Raw genomic sequence first — 16108 nt, 5'->3', positions numbered from 1 at the left:
GGTGATCAGGATTTCAACACCAGATCCGGTGCCATGATGGCTTTCAGATAGGTTTCAGCGTCCGTAGTTTCTTTTTGTTTCTGAGAAATCCACCAGACATTTGATTTACGTACCGAATAATCATGCAGCGGATGTCCCAGTAATTCCCCGACAATCGCACCCAGATACGGCTGATGGCCGACGATCATGACTGGTTCGCGGCTGTAAGGCCAGTTAGCGGCGAGCAGGGCTTCGCGTACCGTGGCATCCACCCCCAGTTCAGGCATTACCTTGTACTTGCGCCCGTACTCCAGCAGCGCATCGGCTGTGCTGCGTGTACGTACCGCCGGGCTGACCAGAATCCGGCAAGTGTCCGGCAGTACGCTGTCCAGCCAGAATGCCATTTTCGCGGCTTGCTTTAAGCCTTTTGCAGTCAGCTTGCGGTCACTGTCCTGCATGTCGCCGGTGGCGAATTCTGCTTCTGCATGTCTCCAGAGGATTAAGTCCATTAGTCATCGTCCGTATGAGAGAGGGAACCTAATTGCTGCATCAGATAATTTTGTGCGCAGAAAGACGGTTGCTTGCCACGCGGTTTACGACGTTCGTAATTGCCTTCGCTGTCCAGTACCCAGGAATTGGTATTGTCTTTCAGGTACGGGTCTAAACCTTCGCTGATCACCCGCTTTTTGAGGGCTTTGTCCAGCACCGGGAATGCGACTTCAATACGGCGGAACAGGTTGCGGTTCATCCAGTCGGCGCTGCCCAGATAAACGTCATGCGCCAGATCATTGCGGAAATAGTAAATCCGGCTGTGTTCAAGGAAGCGGCCGATAATCGAGCGAACGCGGATATTTTCCGATAAGCCCGGCACGCCCGGACGCAAAGCACAAGCGCCGCGCACAATCAGATCAATCTTCACGCCATCGGCAGAGGCCGCATACAGTGCGCGAATCACGGATTCATCCAGCAGTGCATTCATTTTGGCGATGATGCGGGCAGGGCGGCCTTCACGGGCAATACGCGCTTCATTGCGGATTGCTTTGATGATTTGTGGTTGCAGGCCGAATGGTGCCAGCCATAAATGTTCCAGCTTTTTCGGTTTATTCAGTCCGGTCAGATGGATAAACACTTCATTGACTTCGGTGGCAATACCCTGATGTGCGGTCAGCAAACCGAAGTCGGTATAAAAGCGTGTGGTGGACGGATGGTAGTTACCGGTTCCCAGATGGGCGTAGTGACGCAGTACGCCACCATCTTCGCGGCGAATGACCAGCGCCATCTTGGCATGGGTTTTTAAGCCAACCACGCCATATACCACTTGTGCACCGGCTTGCTGCAAGCGGTCTGCCCAGTTGATATTCGCCTCTTCATCAAAGCGCGCCTTCAGTTCAACCACCACAGTCACTTCTTTACCGTGACGGGCCGCCGTAATCAGCGACTCCATCAGGTCGGAATTCATGCCGGTGCGGTATACCGTTTGTTTGATGGCAACCACATTTGGGTCCAGCGATGCGGAGCGGATGAAGTCAATTACCGTCTGAAATGCCTGGAAAGGATGATGCAGCAGAATGTCATGCTTACGCAGATTGCTGAACATATCCAGACCATTGGCTTTGGTCACAAAGCGCGCCGTAAATGGCGGGAAGCGCAAGCTTGGCTGGCGTACATAATCCAGCAACTCGCCCAGACGCACCATATTGACCGGGCCATCGACCGCATATAAACGGTCCGGCGGTAAATTGAACTGCGCGAGCAGGAAGTCGGACAACTCTTTAGGGCAATTTTTCGCCACTTCCAGACGAACCGCTTCGCCGAACTGACGTGTTTGCAATTCACCCTGCAAGGCTTGTCGCAAATTCTTCACTTCCTCTTCGTCCACCCACAAATCACTGTCACGGGTAACGCGGAACTGGGAATAGTTGATGACCTCACGGCCATTAAACAAATCTTCGATATGGGAGTGAATCACAGAAGACAGCAGACAGAAAGCCATGCAGTTGCCGGAAATCTCTTCCGGCAATTTAATAATGCGCGGTAAAACCCGTGGCGCTTTCACAATCGCAATTGCAGTACCGCGACCGAACGCATCTTTACCTGCCAGAGAAACGATGAAATTGAGACTTTTATTGACGACTTGCGGGAAAGGATGGGCGGGATCAAGACCAATCGGGGTCAGCAGCGGTTTTACTTCACGTTCAAAATACGCTTTGACCCAGGCGCGCTGCGCTTCATTGCGGTCATTGTGACGCAGAATGCGGACGCCTTTTTTCGCCAGTTGCGGAAGAATTTCTGTGTTCAGTAATTCGTACTGACGTTGTGCCAGCTGATGACAGTTCTCCGAAATTTTCCGTAACTGCTGCCGGAATGCGGGGTCCTGAGATAATTCACCGTCCACCGTGTTCTGTGCCAGCAGGCTGGCAATGCGGACTTCAAAGAATTCATCCAGATTACTGCCAACGATGCAAAGATACTTTAATCGTTCCAGTAACGGCACTTGTCTGTCTTCTGCCTGTGCAAGCACGCGCCGGTTAAACGCGATTTGCGAAATTTCCCGGTCCAGGAAAATCACATTACGGCTTCCTTCCGTTCCAGCACCGCGGGGGGCGCGTACATTCGCTGCTATCGGGATGCCGGATTCCGTATCGTCTGTCACAGAAGCCTCGGGAGCCGGTGAGGGTTGTCCGGCTGGCTGATCAGCAACCGTATTTGTTACAGGGGAGGCTGATTCGGGTGTAAGTCTTTGAGTCATAGGCTTTTTCATTGCTGTTTGCCATATTCTAAATGGCCTGTATGACAATTTTATGACAGAAAATATTTCACACCAGTGAAATATTTCATACGGATTTCATCTTGTCATAATCCGGTCATATTTCGTCATTAAAGTTCGCCTCGCATTAACAACACTTGTTATTTAACCCTGAGGTGAACATGCAAATGAATCGTGTCGTCAAATCCCTGATCGCTGCAGTTGGTGTAGCTGCTACTTACTCTGTTGCACAAGCGGCGGATATCACCGGTGCTGGCGCAACTTTCCCGTACCCGATCTACGCTAAATGGGCGGAAGCATACAAAAAATCGACTGGCAATGGTCTGAACTATCAGTCCATCGGTTCCGGCGGTGGTATCAAACAAATCAAAGCAAAGACTGTTGATTTTGGTGCATCTGACATGCCTCTGAAAGCTGAAGAGCTGGATGCGGAAGGTCTGACACAATTCCCGGCTGTGATCGGTGGTGTTGTGCCGGTTGTGAATGTTGACGGTATTGCACCAGGCCAGCTGAAAATGACTGGTGAAGTGCTGGCTGGTATCTTCGGCGGCAAAATCACTAAATGGAATGCTGCTGAGATCGCTTCTATCAACCCTGGCGTTAAGCTGCCAGCAGAAGAGATCACCGTTGTTCACCGTTCTGACGGTTCCGGTACAACTTTCCTGTGGACAGATTACCTGAGCAAAGTCAGCGCAGAATTCAAATCCTCCGTTGGTGCATCTACTGCTGTGAAATGGCCGGTAGGTCTGGGCGGTAAAGGTAACGAAGGCGTTGCAGCTAACGTTCAGCGTATCAAAAACTCTATCGGTTACGTTGAGTACGCATACGTAAAACGTAACAAAATGACTTACACCCAGATGAAAAATCTGGATGGTCAGTTTGTTTCCCCAGATGATGAAAACTTCAAAGCTGCTGCTGCGAATGCTGACTGGGCAAAAGCACCTGGCATGTACCTGGTACTGACAAATCAGCCAGGCAAAGCAACATGGCCTGTGACAGGCGCTTCTTTCATCCTGATGCACAAATCTCAGGCTGAAGCAGAAAAAGGTAAAGAAGTGCTGAAATTCTTTGACTGGGCATTTAAAAACGGCGGCCAGATGGCAGCTGATCTGGAATACGTTCCAATGCCAGCACCGGTTGTCAAACTGATCGAAGACAGCTGGAAAGCAAAAATCAAAGACGCTTCAGGTAAAGCGCTCTGGTAATCCCTGTGCCGGGGGAATATTCCCCCGGTTTTTCCTGCAGGAAGCCGGTATCGCCGGTTCTGTCAGTCAGCAAAAAACCTTATGCCCACATCATCTTCTCAGGTCAACATGAGTTCACCTTCGGTTACACACCCGAAAGAGTCCGTTCAGACGCCGGTTAATGCGTCGGTCAGCGATGAGCGTATGCATCAGATTATGCGTCGTCAGCGCTGGCAGGATTTTCTGTTTCACAAAATTACCCTGAGCTTCGCCGCACTGGTGCTGATTGTTTTGCTCGGAATTATTATTTCTCTGTTCCTGCGTGCAATGCCTGCGCTGAAGGAATACGGTTTTGCCTTTATTACTACCATCGAATGGGATCCGGTGAATGATCAGTTCGGTGGCATGATTGCGATTGTCGGTACACTGGCAACTTCGCTGATCGCACTGCTGATCGCTTTTCCGGTCAGCTTCGGTATCGCATTGTTCCTCACAGAAATTTGCCCTGCATGGCTCAAACGTCCGCTTGGTACAGCCATTGAATTGCTGGCGGGCGTGCCGAGTATCATTTACGGCATGTGGGGTTTGTTTGTGTTTGCGCCGCTGTTTTCTGAATATGTACAACCGTTTCTTGCGAAAACACTCGGCAAACTGCCTGTCATCGGTGCATTGTTTTCCGGTCCGATGATCGGTCTGGGTATCCTGACTGCGGGCATCATTCTCGCGGTGATGATTATTCCTTTCATCTCTTCCGTCATGCGCGATGTGTTTGAAGTCGTCCCACCGGTACTGAAAGAATCTGCTTACGGCCTCGGCTGTACCAAATGGGAAGTGGTACGCAAGATTGTATTGCCGTACACCAAAATCGGTGTGGTAGGTGGTGTGATGCTGGGTCTGGGACGTGCGCTCGGTGAAACCATGGCCGTGACTTTCGTGATCGGTAACGCACACAAATTGTCCTGGTCGCTGTTTGCCGCCGGTAACAGTATTGCATCGACACTGGCGAACGAATTTGCGGAAGCGGAATCACCATTGCATGTTGCCTCTCTGTTTGAACTGGGTCTGATCCTGTTTGTGATTACCTTCATCGTACTGTCCGCAGCCAAATTGCTGCTACTGGGTCTGAGCAAGAGTGAAGGAGCGAAATAATGGAAAACATCACTTTAACCGCCAATAATCCCGTGTACCGCGGCCGCTTGCTGCGTCACAAAATCGGTATCTTCTTCTCTTCTGTGGCAATGGCTTTCGGTATCGGCGCATTGCTGTGGATTTTGTTTATCCTGATCGGCAAAGGCGTTAGCGCGATTCACTGGACCATGTTCACCGAATCAACACCTGCACCGGGCAGTGATGGCGGCGGTCTGGCAAACGCGATTGTCGGGTCACTGATGATGGTTGGCAGCGCCACGCTGATCTCCACACCGGTGGGTATTCTGGCCGGTATTTATCTGGCGGAATACGGCGATAAAAGCTGGTTCGGTGGTCTGACGCGCTTTGTGACGGACATCATGCTGTCTGCACCATCGATTGTGATTGGCCTGTTTGTATATGCGGTTTATGTTGCCAACGTGAAGCATTTTTCCGGTTGGGCAGGCAGTATCGCGATTTCCCTGATTGCAATTCCGGTTGTAGTGCGTACCACCGATAACATGCTCGGTCTGGTGCCTGCCAGTCTGCGTGAAGCGGCGTTTGCGCTCGGTGCACCGCGCTGGAAAGTTGCCCTGATGGTGCGTCTGCGTGCAGTCAAAGCCGGTGTTGTGACGGGCATTCTGCTGGCAGTAGCGCGTATTTCCGGTGAAACCGCACCGTTGCTGTTCACCGCACTGAATAACCAGTTCTTCAGCGCTAACATGAATAAACCGATGGCTAATCTGCCGGTCGTGATTTATCAGTTTGCAATGAGTCCTTACGATAACTGGCGTGATCTCGCCTGGGGTGGTGCACTGCTGATTACTTTCAGCGTACTCGGATTGAACATTCTGTCCCGCACCCTGTTTAACCAAAAAACACAGCATTAATTGAGCACCGATATGACTACTCACGCCAACGATCTGAAAAAAGCGATTGAAATTAACGGACTGAACTTTTTTTACGGTGCAACCCGCAGTCTGCGCGATATTAATCTGAATATTTTTGATAAAAAAGTTACTGCATTTATCGGCCCGTCCGGTTGCGGTAAATCCACGCTGTTGCGTACGCTGAACCGTATGTATGACCTGTATCCGGGGCAGCGTGCCGAAGGCAAAATTGTTTATAACGGAAAAAATATTCTGGACAGCGATCAGGATATCAATCTGTTGCGCGCCAAAGTCGGTATGGTGTTCCAGAAGCCGACACCATTCCCGATGTCTGTATATGACAACATCGCTTTCGGTGTGCGTTTGTATGAAAACCTGTCCAAAGGTGAAATGGATGAGCGCGTTGAATGGGCGCTGAAAAAAGCCGCGATCTGGACCGAAGTGAAAGACAAGCTGAATAAAAGCGGTCTTAGTCTGTCCGGCGGTCAGCAACAGCGTTTGTGTATCGCACGCGGCGTTGCGGTAAAACCGGATGTTCTGCTGCTGGACGAACCGACTTCCGCGCTGGATCCGATTTCCACCGTCAAAATCGAAGAACTGATTAATGAGCTGAAAGAAGAGTACACAATCGCGATTGTGACGCATAACATGCAGCAAGCTGCACGTTGCTCTGATTACACCGCTTATATGTATCTGGGTGAACTGGTTGAGTTCGGTGAAACCGATCAGATTTTTATGAACCCTGTGAAAAAAGAAACACAGGATTACATTACCGGCCGTTTCGGCTGATTCCCGGAAAAAAGAGGAGAAAGCTGTGACTGGAGAACATTCTTCAAAACAATATGACATGGATCTGGAAGCAATCCGCTCCAAGGTCCTGCTGATGGGCGGTCTGGTAGAAAGTCATTTTCATGACGCAATGGCGTGTTTCCGCAGTGGTAATGCGGAGCAGGCAGAAGCGGTCATTCAGTCCGATCTGGAAGTGAACCGTCTGGAAGTGGCGCTGGATGACATGTGCAGCCACCTGATCGTCAAACGTCAGCCTGCTGCGAATGATTTGCGTACTGTAATGGCAACCGGCAAAGTCATCACGGATCTGGAACGCATCGGTGATGAATCTACCAAGATCGCACGTATCGCAAAAGAATCCGCGCATGGCCGTCGTGGTCTGCCGATTTTCAGTGAATATGAAACCGTGCGCGTGCTGGCCAGCAGCGTAGCAGACATGCTGCATGCTTCGCTGGATGCATTTGCCCGTCTGGATCAGGAAAAGGCTGTTAAGTTAATTGCACAAGATGCTATTATTGACAACGATTTTCGCTCGATTATGCGGAATCTCATCACGTACATGATGGAAGACCCGTCGACAATCTCTTCTTCGCTGAACACGCTGTGGGTGGCAAAAGCGATAGAGCGCATCGGCGATCATGCGAAAAATATTGCGGAACACACCATTTATATTGTTGAAGGTAAGGATATTCGCCACTCAGATTACGTGGCTGCCCGCCAGGAACAACAATAAGATGGAACGACTCTGATATGGCCGATACCACGATTTTAATAGTTGAAGATGAACCAGCCATTGTTGAGCTGGTCAGTTTTACCCTGAAGGCTGCCGGCTGGAGTACGGTAGCCGTTGGCAGCACCGGCGAAGCCTGGGATTTTATCCAGCGTCGCACGCCGCAACTGATTTTGCTGGACTGGATGCTGCCGGATCAGAGCGGATTGCGATTGCTGTCAAAAATTCGTTCTGACCGTCAGTTCAATGAAATCCCGGTCATCATGCTGACAGCAAAAAGCATGGAAGAAGACAAAATCGCCGGTCTGGATCACGGCGCGGATGACTATGTCACAAAACCGTTTTCTCCGCGTGAACTGACAGCGCGTGTAAAAGCCTTATTGCGTCGCAAAGCGCCGGAACATTCGCAAACCGCGCTGACAGCGGGGCCTGTGGTGTTAGATCCGGTCAGTTGCACAGTGCGTATTCACGACCAGAAAGTTGAAATTGGTCATGCAGAATATAAGCTGCTGAAGTTTTTTATGGCGCATCCGGAACGGGTGTTTTCCCGCAGCCAGTTGCTGGATAAGGTCTGGGGCGACCATGTTGTGATTGAAGAGCGCACCGTCGACGTCCACGTGCTGCGTTTACGTAAAGTGCTGAAAAGCGCAGAGAATCTGATCCGCACAGTACGCAGCGTCGGCTACATGTTGTCTGAAAAGCCTTAAGCGCTTTGTCGTTGTAAGTCATTTTTGAATAACAGGGCAGAGTATCTCTGCCCTGCGTGTTTACCGGCAACCCGGTTTGCAAACTCATCCCTTCCTTCGTACATGTCACCAAGTACCATTTTCTGGATTTCCAATTCCGTCCGCATCCTGCTGATCGTGGCAGGCACCTGGCTTGCGTGCTACTTCTGGGGTGTTACCACAGGATTACTGCTCGGCTTTGCCGGTGTACTCGGCTTGTTTTTACATCAGTTGTATTACCTTCAGCGTCTTGCGGTGTGGCTCGATCACCCCAGCAGTTCCCGCTTGCCGGATGGCAGCGGTGCCTGGATGGAAGTGTTTTCGCGCTTGTACAAACTGCGTCGCGGCGATGAAAAAAATCAGGCTGAGCTGGCAGAGTGGCTGGCGCGTTTCCGTCAGGCCATGACTTTGCTGCCGGACGGCGTCGTCATTATGGATGACGTGCTGTTTCTGGAATGGTGTAATCCGGCGGCGGAGCGTCATCTGGGGCTCAGTCTGCATCAGGATAAAGGGATGCGCGTGACGAATCTGGTGCGCAGTCCGGAATTCATGGATTACATTATTCTGGGCCGTTACGATACGCCGCTGACCTTATCGTTCCGCGATCACAAACTGATCGTGCATATCATTCCGTTTGAAAACCGTCGTCAGATTCTGGTAACGCATGATGTTACGGAGTCAGAACGTATCGACATGCTGCGCCGCGATTTTATTGCGAATGCTTCGCACGAGCTGCGCACCCCGCTGACCGTGATTAACGGTTTTCTGGAAATTGCAGCATCCGGCGTGGAAATGGACAAAGACACACGCGCAGCACATATCCGTCTGATGACAGAGCAGGGCAACCGTATGCAGCGTCTGGTTGAAGACATGCTGACACTGACGCGGCTGGAATCGGTCGATCATCTGGTGCGCACAGAAGTGATTAATATGCGCGCCTTACTGGAGCAGATTCTGCAGGAGGCAAAAGCGTTGTCGAACGGGCGACACGAAATTACGCTGCTGGTGGAAGGGCCTGATCTGAAAGGCAGTACCGATGAAATCCGCAGTGCGATGACGAATCTGGTTACGAATGCAATTCGCTACACGCCAGAAGGCGGCACGATACAGTTGCGCTGGGAGCAAACCGATAAAGGTCCGCGCTTTTCCGTGGAAGACAATGGTATCGGTATCAGCCCGGAACATATTTCCCGCTTAACGGAGCGTTTCTATCGCGTCGATAAAAGCCGTTCACGCGAAACGCAGGGAACCGGTCTGGGTCTCGCGATTGTGAAGCATGTGTTGCTGCGTCATCATGCGCAACTGGTGATTGATTCCACACCGGATGTTGGCAGCCAGTTCAGCGTGCAGTTTCCTTTGTCTGCAGCGCACAGTCAGCAGTAAGTGCCGGAAGAGGCGAAGTAAACCCGGCGGAGTTCTGAAAAAAGAAGCGGCGTTCCGGTTGATACGGAACGCCGCTTCTTTTTATGTCCTGAACGTTTATTTGCCCGAATCAGGCGCTGGCGCTGAGCACGGTAATAAATTCGCGTAATTCGTTTTTCAGCGTTGTCAGCAGCGGTTGTGCTTCAGCAGATTGCTCCTGCTTACCGAGTTCCTCGATGGTATGGCTGAGGCTGACGATAGGCTCTGCGCCGAAATTTCCTGCGAGACCTTTCAGCGTATGCGCATGACGGCGCAGATCGCTGTGGCGCTGTTCGGAAGCTGCAGTTTCAATGTCTTGCAAATACTGAGGCAGTGCCGCCAGAAACGGTGCAGCCATGATGTCGATAATTTCAGGATCGGCTGCCTGCAGGGCGGCAGCATAATTGAAGGCTGGCATGCGTAACCTCATTCAGGGGACTTGATTTTGAAGGTGAATGCAACCTGCATCACGATGCGTACTTGGAAGCAGGCTGATGTGCTCTCGTTATAATGGTTTCGTGCGAGGGTATCAAGTCGCACTGCAGCAGGCTTTGTGCAAACGCGAAAAAGCATTGCCGGAGTGTGGTTTATTGCGACATCTGTGCAAAAGTTGCGCTGGTGCCGTTGCGGACTCAGACCGAACAGGATAATGTGTCGCAGCGCTGCAAATGGCGGCGTTTGGGGTGCCGTACAGCAAAAAAAGATTGCGGCAGGATAGATTAGTTTGATAAGCAGGATAGTAGTTTTATGGCAGGCTGGTGGCGGCGTATTTATTCGGTTCTGACCCGGGATCCACTCTTGACGCAAGGGCAACAGAACACAGGCCGGCCGGTTAACTCGCCGGTGATTGCGGATGCAGAGCGCATTCACGCCATCTTTCTTGCTGCCTGCGAAAAACATGCCGGTGTGCGCTTGCTCGGTGAAGAAGAGCAGCATGTTGTTCATGCAGTTTTTCATGGCTATCAGGTCAGTGATGCGCTGGTGACAATCAGTTCCACCGATCCTGTGTTTGAACTGGCGCGCGACCGCGAAACCCTGAACATGGCCTTTTCTGACGGCGTTAAAAATTACCTGGCGACCGTAAAAACCGAAAGCAACTGGCAGGATGCGCTGGCGTATTTCTGGCGCTTTCCATTGCCGGATCAGTTACTCAGCTCAGAGTTCCGCCGTTATTTGCGTATTTATCTGGCCGATACCCATTCTCAGGTGCGCATTCTGGACGAACAATTGCGCGAATACCGCTGCCAGTTGAGAGATTTCAGCGAGCGCGGATTCCGTTTATCTGCCGATGTCAGCGAAGAAGCGCGTTTTCTGGCGCTGATGGATCAGGAGTGCGTCGCCGATCTGATGATCAAAGACAGTCAGAATTTTCAGGTGACAGCACGCTTGCGTAACCGCGTTGTGCGCGGTCACATACTGGAAATGGGATTTGAAATTGTTGATTTGCCGGAACCGCAGGCGAACCGTTTGCGTAAGCTGGTGATGGCAGAAAGCGCACATAAACCGCATCTGCGCTGAACATCGCTGCCAGCGCAGTTTCCCCGGTTTCAGTTGGTGGCAATCAGTGCTGCGCACAATGTCAGCCAGCCCCATAACATTGCTCCCAGTCCCAGCGTACGGCGACTGCCTTTGATCAGCGCCGGAATCTGCATTTGCATGCCCAGTGCGAACATCGCCATGGTCAGCATCAGCTGATCAGCCCGGATCAGATTTGCATGGGCATTTGTGCTCAGTTGCAACAACGGATGCACGGTAATCACCGCAATAAACGCGAGAATAAACCACGGCACAGCAGCCGGACGGCTTTGCGCACGCACGCCGTCTGCATCGCTGACTGGTGTCTGACGGTTCAGCAATAAAATCACCGGTGTCAGTAAAATCACGCGGAACATTTTGCTGCCGATCGCGGCGGGCAGAGCGTCGGCATCAAACTGACGCGCTGCAACCAGTACCTGCGCGACTTCCTGTATCGTGCCGCCCAGCGCTCTTGCCGTGCCATGCAGAGACAAATGCAGCAGGCTGGCCAGATACGGATACAGCAGCATACTCAGCGTACCGAACAGCATCACACCGGCAACCGCTCCCTGCGTTTCCTGCTGACGTGCGCGCAGAGTGTCTGATGCCGCCATAATCGCTGCCGCGCCGCAAATACCATTGCCAACACCGATCAGCAAGGATTCACGCCGGTTCAGCCCCAGTAAGCGCGGGCCAGCCCAGGCCGCCAGACCTATCGTGGAAAACACCACCAGTATCGAATCGCGCAGCGTTGCCGGCCCAAGTGCGGCTAAATCGGACCAGCTGACTTGCAAGCCGTACAGTGCAATCCCAAGTCGCAACAGCGTCTGGCGCGACCAGCCCAGTCCGGCAGCACAATGTGATTGCCAGCTGGCCGGCAGACTGTGTGCCAGTAAGCAACCCGCAATCAGGCTCAGATGCAGTGGCGTCAGACCGGCGCTGACCGGAATCCATGTCACCACCAGCCATAAAGACAATAAAGCCACCAGCAAGGCCAGTGCCGTACCGGGTAAAAAAGCTTGCAGGCGGGCAGAGATGCGCGACAACATGATGAAACCTCAGTCAAAACAATGCCCGCATGCTAAACCCGTACAATCAAGCTGTAAAACGGATTAAACTAATCAAATTAAGCTAAAAAACTGGTTAATAACATGCGTATCACGCTCCGGCAGTTAGAAATTTTTATGGCGATTGCAGACTGCGGCAGCACTGCGGCAGCGGGGGAACAGCTGGGCTTATCGCAGTCGGCTGTCAGTGCCGGTTTGCACGAACTGGAAAACCAGCTCGATACCCGCGTGTTTGAACGCATCGGCAAGCGTCTGGCACTGAATGCGGAAGGCGAGGCGCTGCGAATGCAGGCGCAAGCCTTGCTCGATCAGGCGCAGACGCTGCAACAGGATTTCAGCACCGGCAGCAACTGGCAACGGGTGCGTTTTGCGGCCAGTACCACCATCGGCAATTACTATTGTCCGCCACTGCTGGCGCAAGCCAGACGCGAACTGCCGCCGTCGCTGACCACCGGTCTGCCGGAATTGCTGATCCGTAATACTGCTGATGTGATTGCGCTGGTGCAGAGTTTGCGTGCGGATGTCGGGCTGATCGAAGGAGAATGCCATCAGACGGAACTGGCCTGCGAACCCTGGCTGCGGGAAGAACTGGTGCTGGTGTGCGCCAGAGAGGACGCGTTGCTGAACATGAGTCCCGGTCAGCGGCTGGCAGCGCTGAAGCAGGCGCAATGGCTGCTGCGCGAACCGGGCTCCGGCACCCGCGAAGTCTGGGAACAGCAAATCCGCCCCTTGCTCGGCGAACATCCGCGTATGGCAGAACTGGGGCAGTCCGAAGCCATCAAGCAAGCCGTCGCCGCCGGACTCGGCGTCGCCTACCTGTCGCGCATCGCTGTCACCGATATGCTGAACAATGGCACGCTGGCCGAACTGCAACTACCTACCGGCACCCTGTATCGCCAGCTCTATCTGATCTGGCACCCGCAAAAAAGCCGCACCAAAGCCGCCACCGCCTTATTTCAGTACCTGCGCCAGTGGCAACCACCCGTCAGCAACACCTGACACTATGCAGAAACCCGCATCCGCTGAAAAAGCCATGCCCCGGAAAGCCAGAGCTGTCGCCGACGACAAGGCGACAGGCTAAAAAAGCTGTGTTGAAGTCCGCATTTTGCACCAAAGTAGTGCAAAAATGGCATGCTTTGCGCGTCCGGTCTGGTGTTGGCTTGTGGCAGGCGGCGCGGCGTCGATCGCTACGCCTCGCGAAGCGTCAGCGCCTCAGCAGTTGAAACAGTCTCAGCAGAAAAAATGTGATTACGCCAATCCACAGCGTTCGCTGCAGATCTAGCGCAGCAGGGGTGCTGGTCAGCCAGCTATAAATGGCAGTGCCGGCCATAGCGCCAGCGGCAGTGTTCAGAGCAGACTTCATCGGTGATGCGTCCTTTGTTGTACGTACTATCAGTGAGAGATAGAAAAATACAAATTCCGGCTGGTATCGTATCTGTACTTATACAAAATGCATAGCCTGCGGCGGCGATTGTCGAGTTGCAAGCAACAGAGGTAACCCGAACAATGCTTTTTTGCAGTGATTTGATGTCAGCCACATCTTGCCGCCAGAAAGCAAAATGAGGAGCAGTGCTCCTCATTTTTACCATCAGCGGTTTAGTGTAAAACTCAAACGCCACTTGCTGTTTTCTGATGACGACTCAGACCGGTTGCGTCGCACGGTGCAGCCATTCGAGGGCGTTGCCGCTGACACGCGGAGACAGGCGGGCGCGGACGGTGTCGTGATAATCGTTCAGCCACGCGATTTCATCGTCGCGCATCAGGCTGGTATCCAGACAGCGGGTGTCGATCGGGCACAGGGTCAGGGTTTCGAATTTCAGGAAACTGCCGAAGCCTTCGTCGCCGGCATCGGTGGTCAGAATCAGGTTTTCGATACGCACACCCCATTGTCCCGGACGGTAAATGCCTGGTTCATTTGAGGTGACCATGCCCGGCAGTAATGCCATGTGTGGTTCGGCGATGGTCGGGCTGATCGATTGCGGACCTTCATGCACATTCAGGAAATAACCGACGCCGTGACCGGTGCCGTGGCCGAAATTAATGCCTTCCTGCCACAGCGGGATGCGAGCCAGCGTATCCAGCGCCGGTGACAGCGTGCCAGTCGGGAAGTGGGCGCGGGACAGGTTGATCATGCCTTTCAGCACCAGCGTGAAATCGCGCTTTTGTGCCTGACTGACTTCACCGATCGCCACCACGCGGGTGATGTCGGTAGTGCCGTTCAGATACTGGCCGCCGGAATCGATCAGCAGCAGGCCGTCGCCTTCAATCACAGCATGGGATGCCGGTGTGGCGCGGTAATGTGGCATTGCGCCGTTGGCATTGAAACCGGCGATGGTGCCGAAGCTCGGGCTGATGAAGTGTGGCTGACGGGCACGCGCCGCACAGATTTGTTCATCAATCGTGATTTCGGTGATACGTTCCTGTCCGAGTGCTTTATCCAGCCAGCTGAAAAATTCACACAGCGCAGCGCCATCCTGTTCCATCGCTTCACGGATAAACTGCGCTTCACCGGCAGTTTTACGGGATTTAAAAAACACGGAAGGATTGATTGCTTCAATGACTTTGGCGCTGGCCGGAATCGCAGAGCGCAAGCCATATGTGACACGGCGCGGATCGATCAGCACACTGCTGTCCGCAGGCAGGGCAGACAATGCAGCGATGGTGTTGTTGTAAGCGGCGATCTGTATACCGTCGGCAGCCAGTTCAGCGGCAATCGGGCCAGGTACTTTGCCTTCGGCGATAAACAGCGTGCCTTGTTCTGCATTCAGCAACAGGTGCGAAATGAATACAGGGTTGTAGCTGACATCGCCGCCGCGCAGATTGAGCAGCCATGCAATATCGTCCACCGTAGAAATCAGGTGATGCTGTGCGCCGAGTTCCTGCATGCGGCCACGGACTTGCGCCAGCTTTTCCGCGCGACTGACAACCGCGAACGGTGCCATGTGGCTGTAAACCGCTGCAGTCGGCAGACTGGCGCGGTCGTGCCAGATCAGGCCGGTCACATCGGTATCGGTTTTCAGGATAAAGCCGGATTGCGCCGCCTGACGTTCCAGCATGCGGGCAGTTGTCAGACCGAGCACCATGCCATCCACACTCAGCACCTGACCTGTGGTCAGATGTTGTGCCAGCCATTCGATATAGCTGGTGGCAGCAGCGGAATTGGTTTTCATCATCGTGATGCCGGTGCCAGCCAGTTCGGTTTCGGCCTGACTCCAGTAGCGGCTGTCCACCCACAGACCGGCAAAGTCTGCGGTAACGATCAGGGTGCCGACGGAGCCGGTGAAGCCTGAAAAATATTCACGGCCTTGCCAGCGTTCCGGCAGGTATTCGGATAAATGCGGATCGGCAGAAGGAATCAGGCAGGCATGCACCTGCTGCGCTTGCATCGCCTGACGCAGTGCGGATATACGTTCTGGTATCGTGTTCATGAAAGATTTCCGGAGAAGGCGGGTTCAGCGCAAAAAGCGGCGCATCACATAAGGTTTGGGTTCGGCGGGGTTGGCATGAGCATAGTCCAGCTCAGGTGCCAGTTCAAATTCGTAAGCGGCATAGAGATCCAACAGGCGCGGCTGATCAATGCGCACACCCAGTCGCAGTTCTTCAATGCCGGCAGTCTGCGCGGCCAGAATCACTGCTTCCAGTAAGTGCTCAGAGTAGCCCTGACCACGGAAAGCGGGCAGGACACCCATGCGCCGCATTTCCCAGATACTGGCATCCATATCCACTGGCAGCCAGCGTACGGACCCGGCGGGAACATCATCGAGGTACATGATGAATCCGCCGCCATGCGCGAGTTCTGCTGCGACTTGTTCCGTGTTTTCACGGTGGCCGCTGGAGCTGGACGCAACTTTGTTGGCCCAGCACTGGCGGGTCAGTTCGGCAATCAGTGCCGCTTCGGTCTGACCCGCTTCGCGTATCGTAAGGTCGGGCATA

15 protein-coding genes are annotated in these 16108 nt (G+C 53.2%); 9 read left to right on the top strand and 6 right to left on the bottom strand.

The genetic code is table 11. The annotated features are described in order from the left end of the window. Positions 1–5: 5 nt before the first annotated feature. Positions 6–488: a SixA phosphatase family protein gene (locus tag KDM89_RS03755; protein ID WP_212686622.1), complete on the bottom strand. Its 483-nt coding sequence runs from the start codon at positions 486–488 to the stop codon at positions 6–8. Next, positions 488–2728 carry a polyphosphate kinase 1 gene (ppk1, locus tag KDM89_RS03750; protein ID WP_212686621.1) on the bottom strand — a complete coding sequence of 747 codons (2241 nt, stop codon included), beginning with the start codon at positions 2726–2728 and terminating at the stop codon, positions 488–490. The genes KDM89_RS03755 and ppk1 overlap by 1 nt, the downstream gene beginning before the upstream one ends. Positions 2729–2907: 179 nt before the next feature. On the opposite strand from ppk1, the gene pstS reads away from it, so the two are divergent. The 7 genes from pstS to phoR all read left to right on the top strand — a co-directional run bounded on the left by pstS (position 2908) and on the right by phoR (position 9575). Then, positions 2908–3951: a phosphate ABC transporter substrate-binding protein PstS gene (gene pstS, locus KDM89_RS03745; protein ID WP_212686620.1), complete on the top strand. Its 1044-nt coding sequence runs from the start codon at positions 2908–2910 to the stop codon at positions 3949–3951. A 183-nt stretch (positions 3952–4134) separates the two neighbouring features. Then, entirely contained in the window at positions 4135–5079 is a 945-nt protein-coding gene (gene pstC / locus KDM89_RS03740; RefSeq protein WP_230427676.1) for a phosphate ABC transporter permease subunit PstC, read from the top strand. Beyond that, positions 5079–5948, top strand: coding sequence for a phosphate ABC transporter permease PstA (gene pstA / locus KDM89_RS03735; protein ID WP_212686619.1), 870 nt, complete (start codon positions 5079–5081; stop codon positions 5946–5948). The genes pstC and pstA overlap by 1 nt, the downstream gene beginning before the upstream one ends. 12 nt (positions 5949–5960) lie before the next feature. Next, the gene (gene pstB, locus KDM89_RS03730) at positions 5961–6737 is read left to right on the top strand and encodes a phosphate ABC transporter ATP-binding protein PstB (RefSeq protein WP_212686618.1); all 777 of its coding nucleotides are present in this window, start codon (positions 5961–5963) and stop codon (positions 6735–6737) included. A gap of 25 nt (positions 6738–6762) precedes the next feature. Further along, the gene (gene phoU / locus KDM89_RS03725; protein ID WP_212686617.1) at positions 6763–7470 is read left to right on the top strand and encodes a phosphate signaling complex protein PhoU; all 708 of its coding nucleotides are present in this window, start codon (positions 6763–6765) and stop codon (positions 7468–7470) included. 17 nt (positions 7471–7487) lie between these two features. After that, positions 7488–8174 carry a phosphate regulon transcriptional regulator PhoB gene (gene phoB, locus KDM89_RS03720; protein ID WP_212686616.1) on the top strand — a complete coding sequence of 229 codons (687 nt, stop codon included), beginning with the start codon at positions 7488–7490 and terminating at the stop codon, positions 8172–8174. A gap of 102 nt (positions 8175–8276) precedes the next feature. Then, complete coding sequence (gene phoR / locus KDM89_RS03715; protein ID WP_212686615.1) at positions 8277–9575, top strand: phosphate regulon sensor histidine kinase PhoR; 1299 nt, start codon at positions 8277–8279, stop codon at positions 9573–9575. A gap of 109 nt (positions 9576–9684) precedes the next feature. On the opposite strand, the gene KDM89_RS03710 is transcribed toward phoR, so the two are convergent. Beyond that, positions 9685–10011, bottom strand: a complete 327-nt coding sequence (locus KDM89_RS03710) for an Hpt domain-containing protein (RefSeq protein WP_212686614.1) — start codon at positions 10009–10011, stop codon at positions 9685–9687. Between the two features lie 380 nt (positions 10012–10391). Here KDM89_RS03710 and KDM89_RS03705 point away from each other — a divergent pair, with 380 nt between their 5' ends. Next, positions 10392–11111, top strand: a complete 720-nt coding sequence (locus KDM89_RS03705; RefSeq protein WP_212686613.1) for a PilZ domain-containing protein — start codon at positions 10392–10394, stop codon at positions 11109–11111. Between the two features lie 29 nt (positions 11112–11140). On the opposite strand, the gene KDM89_RS03700 is transcribed toward KDM89_RS03705, so the two are convergent. After that, positions 11141–12157, bottom strand: coding sequence for a YeiH family protein (locus KDM89_RS03700; protein WP_212686612.1), 1017 nt, complete (start codon positions 12155–12157; stop codon positions 11141–11143). 102 nt (positions 12158–12259) lie between these two features. Between KDM89_RS03700 and KDM89_RS03695 the strand changes: the two genes are divergently transcribed. Continuing rightward, positions 12260–13174 carry a LysR family transcriptional regulator gene (locus KDM89_RS03695; protein WP_212686611.1) on the top strand — a complete coding sequence of 305 codons (915 nt, stop codon included), beginning with the start codon at positions 12260–12262 and terminating at the stop codon, positions 13172–13174. 641 nt (positions 13175–13815) lie between these two features. On the opposite strand, the gene KDM89_RS03690 is transcribed toward KDM89_RS03695, so the two are convergent. Next, a complete protein-coding gene (locus tag KDM89_RS03690) occupies positions 13816–15603 on the bottom strand; it encodes an aminopeptidase P family protein (RefSeq protein ID WP_212686610.1) in 1788 nt (595 codons plus the stop codon). A 24-nt stretch (positions 15604–15627) separates the two neighbouring features. Next, a complete protein-coding gene (locus KDM89_RS03685; protein ID WP_212686609.1) occupies positions 15628–16107 on the bottom strand; it encodes a GNAT family N-acetyltransferase in 480 nt (159 codons plus the stop codon). Position 16108: the final 1 nt, after the last annotated feature.

The sequence above is a fragment of the Cognatundibacterium luofuense genome (assembly GCF_018139685.1).
In the GTDB taxonomy this organism is placed as follows: domain Bacteria; phylum Pseudomonadota; class Gammaproteobacteria; order Burkholderiales; family Burkholderiaceae_D; genus Undibacterium; species Undibacterium luofuense.
Note: the sequence above shows the minus strand (reverse complement) of the source record. Positions and strands in the feature narration are given on the sequence as shown.

What these genes read in the sequence shown, in the direction of transcription:
- KDM89_RS03755 (WP_212686622.1), bottom strand. Translation starts at nt 488, where the DNA reads ATGGACTTAATCCTCTGGAGACATGCAGAAGCAGAATTCGCCACCGGC.
- ppk1 (WP_212686621.1), bottom strand. Translation starts at nt 2,728, where the DNA reads ATGACTCAAAGACTTACACCCGAATCAGCCTCCCCTGTAACAAATACG.
- pstS (WP_212686620.1), top strand. Translation starts at nt 2,908, where the DNA reads ATGCAAATGAATCGTGTCGTCAAATCCCTGATCGCTGCAGTTGGTGTA.
- pstC (WP_230427676.1), top strand. Translation starts at nt 4,135, where the DNA reads ATGCATCAGATTATGCGTCGTCAGCGCTGGCAGGATTTTCTGTTTCAC.
- pstA (WP_212686619.1), top strand. Translation starts at nt 5,079, where the DNA reads ATGGAAAACATCACTTTAACCGCCAATAATCCCGTGTACCGCGGCCGC.
- pstB (WP_212686618.1), top strand. Translation starts at nt 5,961, where the DNA reads ATGACTACTCACGCCAACGATCTGAAAAAAGCGATTGAAATTAACGGA.
- phoB (WP_212686616.1), top strand. Translation starts at nt 7,488, where the DNA reads ATGGCCGATACCACGATTTTAATAGTTGAAGATGAACCAGCCATTGTT.
- phoR (WP_212686615.1), top strand. Translation starts at nt 8,277, where the DNA reads ATGTCACCAAGTACCATTTTCTGGATTTCCAATTCCGTCCGCATCCTG.
- KDM89_RS03710 (WP_212686614.1), bottom strand. Translation starts at nt 10,011, where the DNA reads ATGCCAGCCTTCAATTATGCTGCCGCCCTGCAGGCAGCCGATCCTGAA.
- KDM89_RS03700 (WP_212686612.1), bottom strand. Translation starts at nt 12,157, where the DNA reads ATGTTGTCGCGCATCTCTGCCCGCCTGCAAGCTTTTTTACCCGGTACG.
- KDM89_RS03695 (WP_212686611.1), top strand. Translation starts at nt 12,260, where the DNA reads ATGCGTATCACGCTCCGGCAGTTAGAAATTTTTATGGCGATTGCAGAC.
- KDM89_RS03690 (WP_212686610.1), bottom strand. Translation starts at nt 15,603, where the DNA reads ATGAACACGATACCAGAACGTATATCCGCACTGCGTCAGGCGATGCAA.
- KDM89_RS03685 (WP_212686609.1), bottom strand. Translation starts at nt 16,107, where the DNA reads ATGCCCGACCTTACGATACGCGAAGCGGGTCAGACCGAAGCGGCACTG.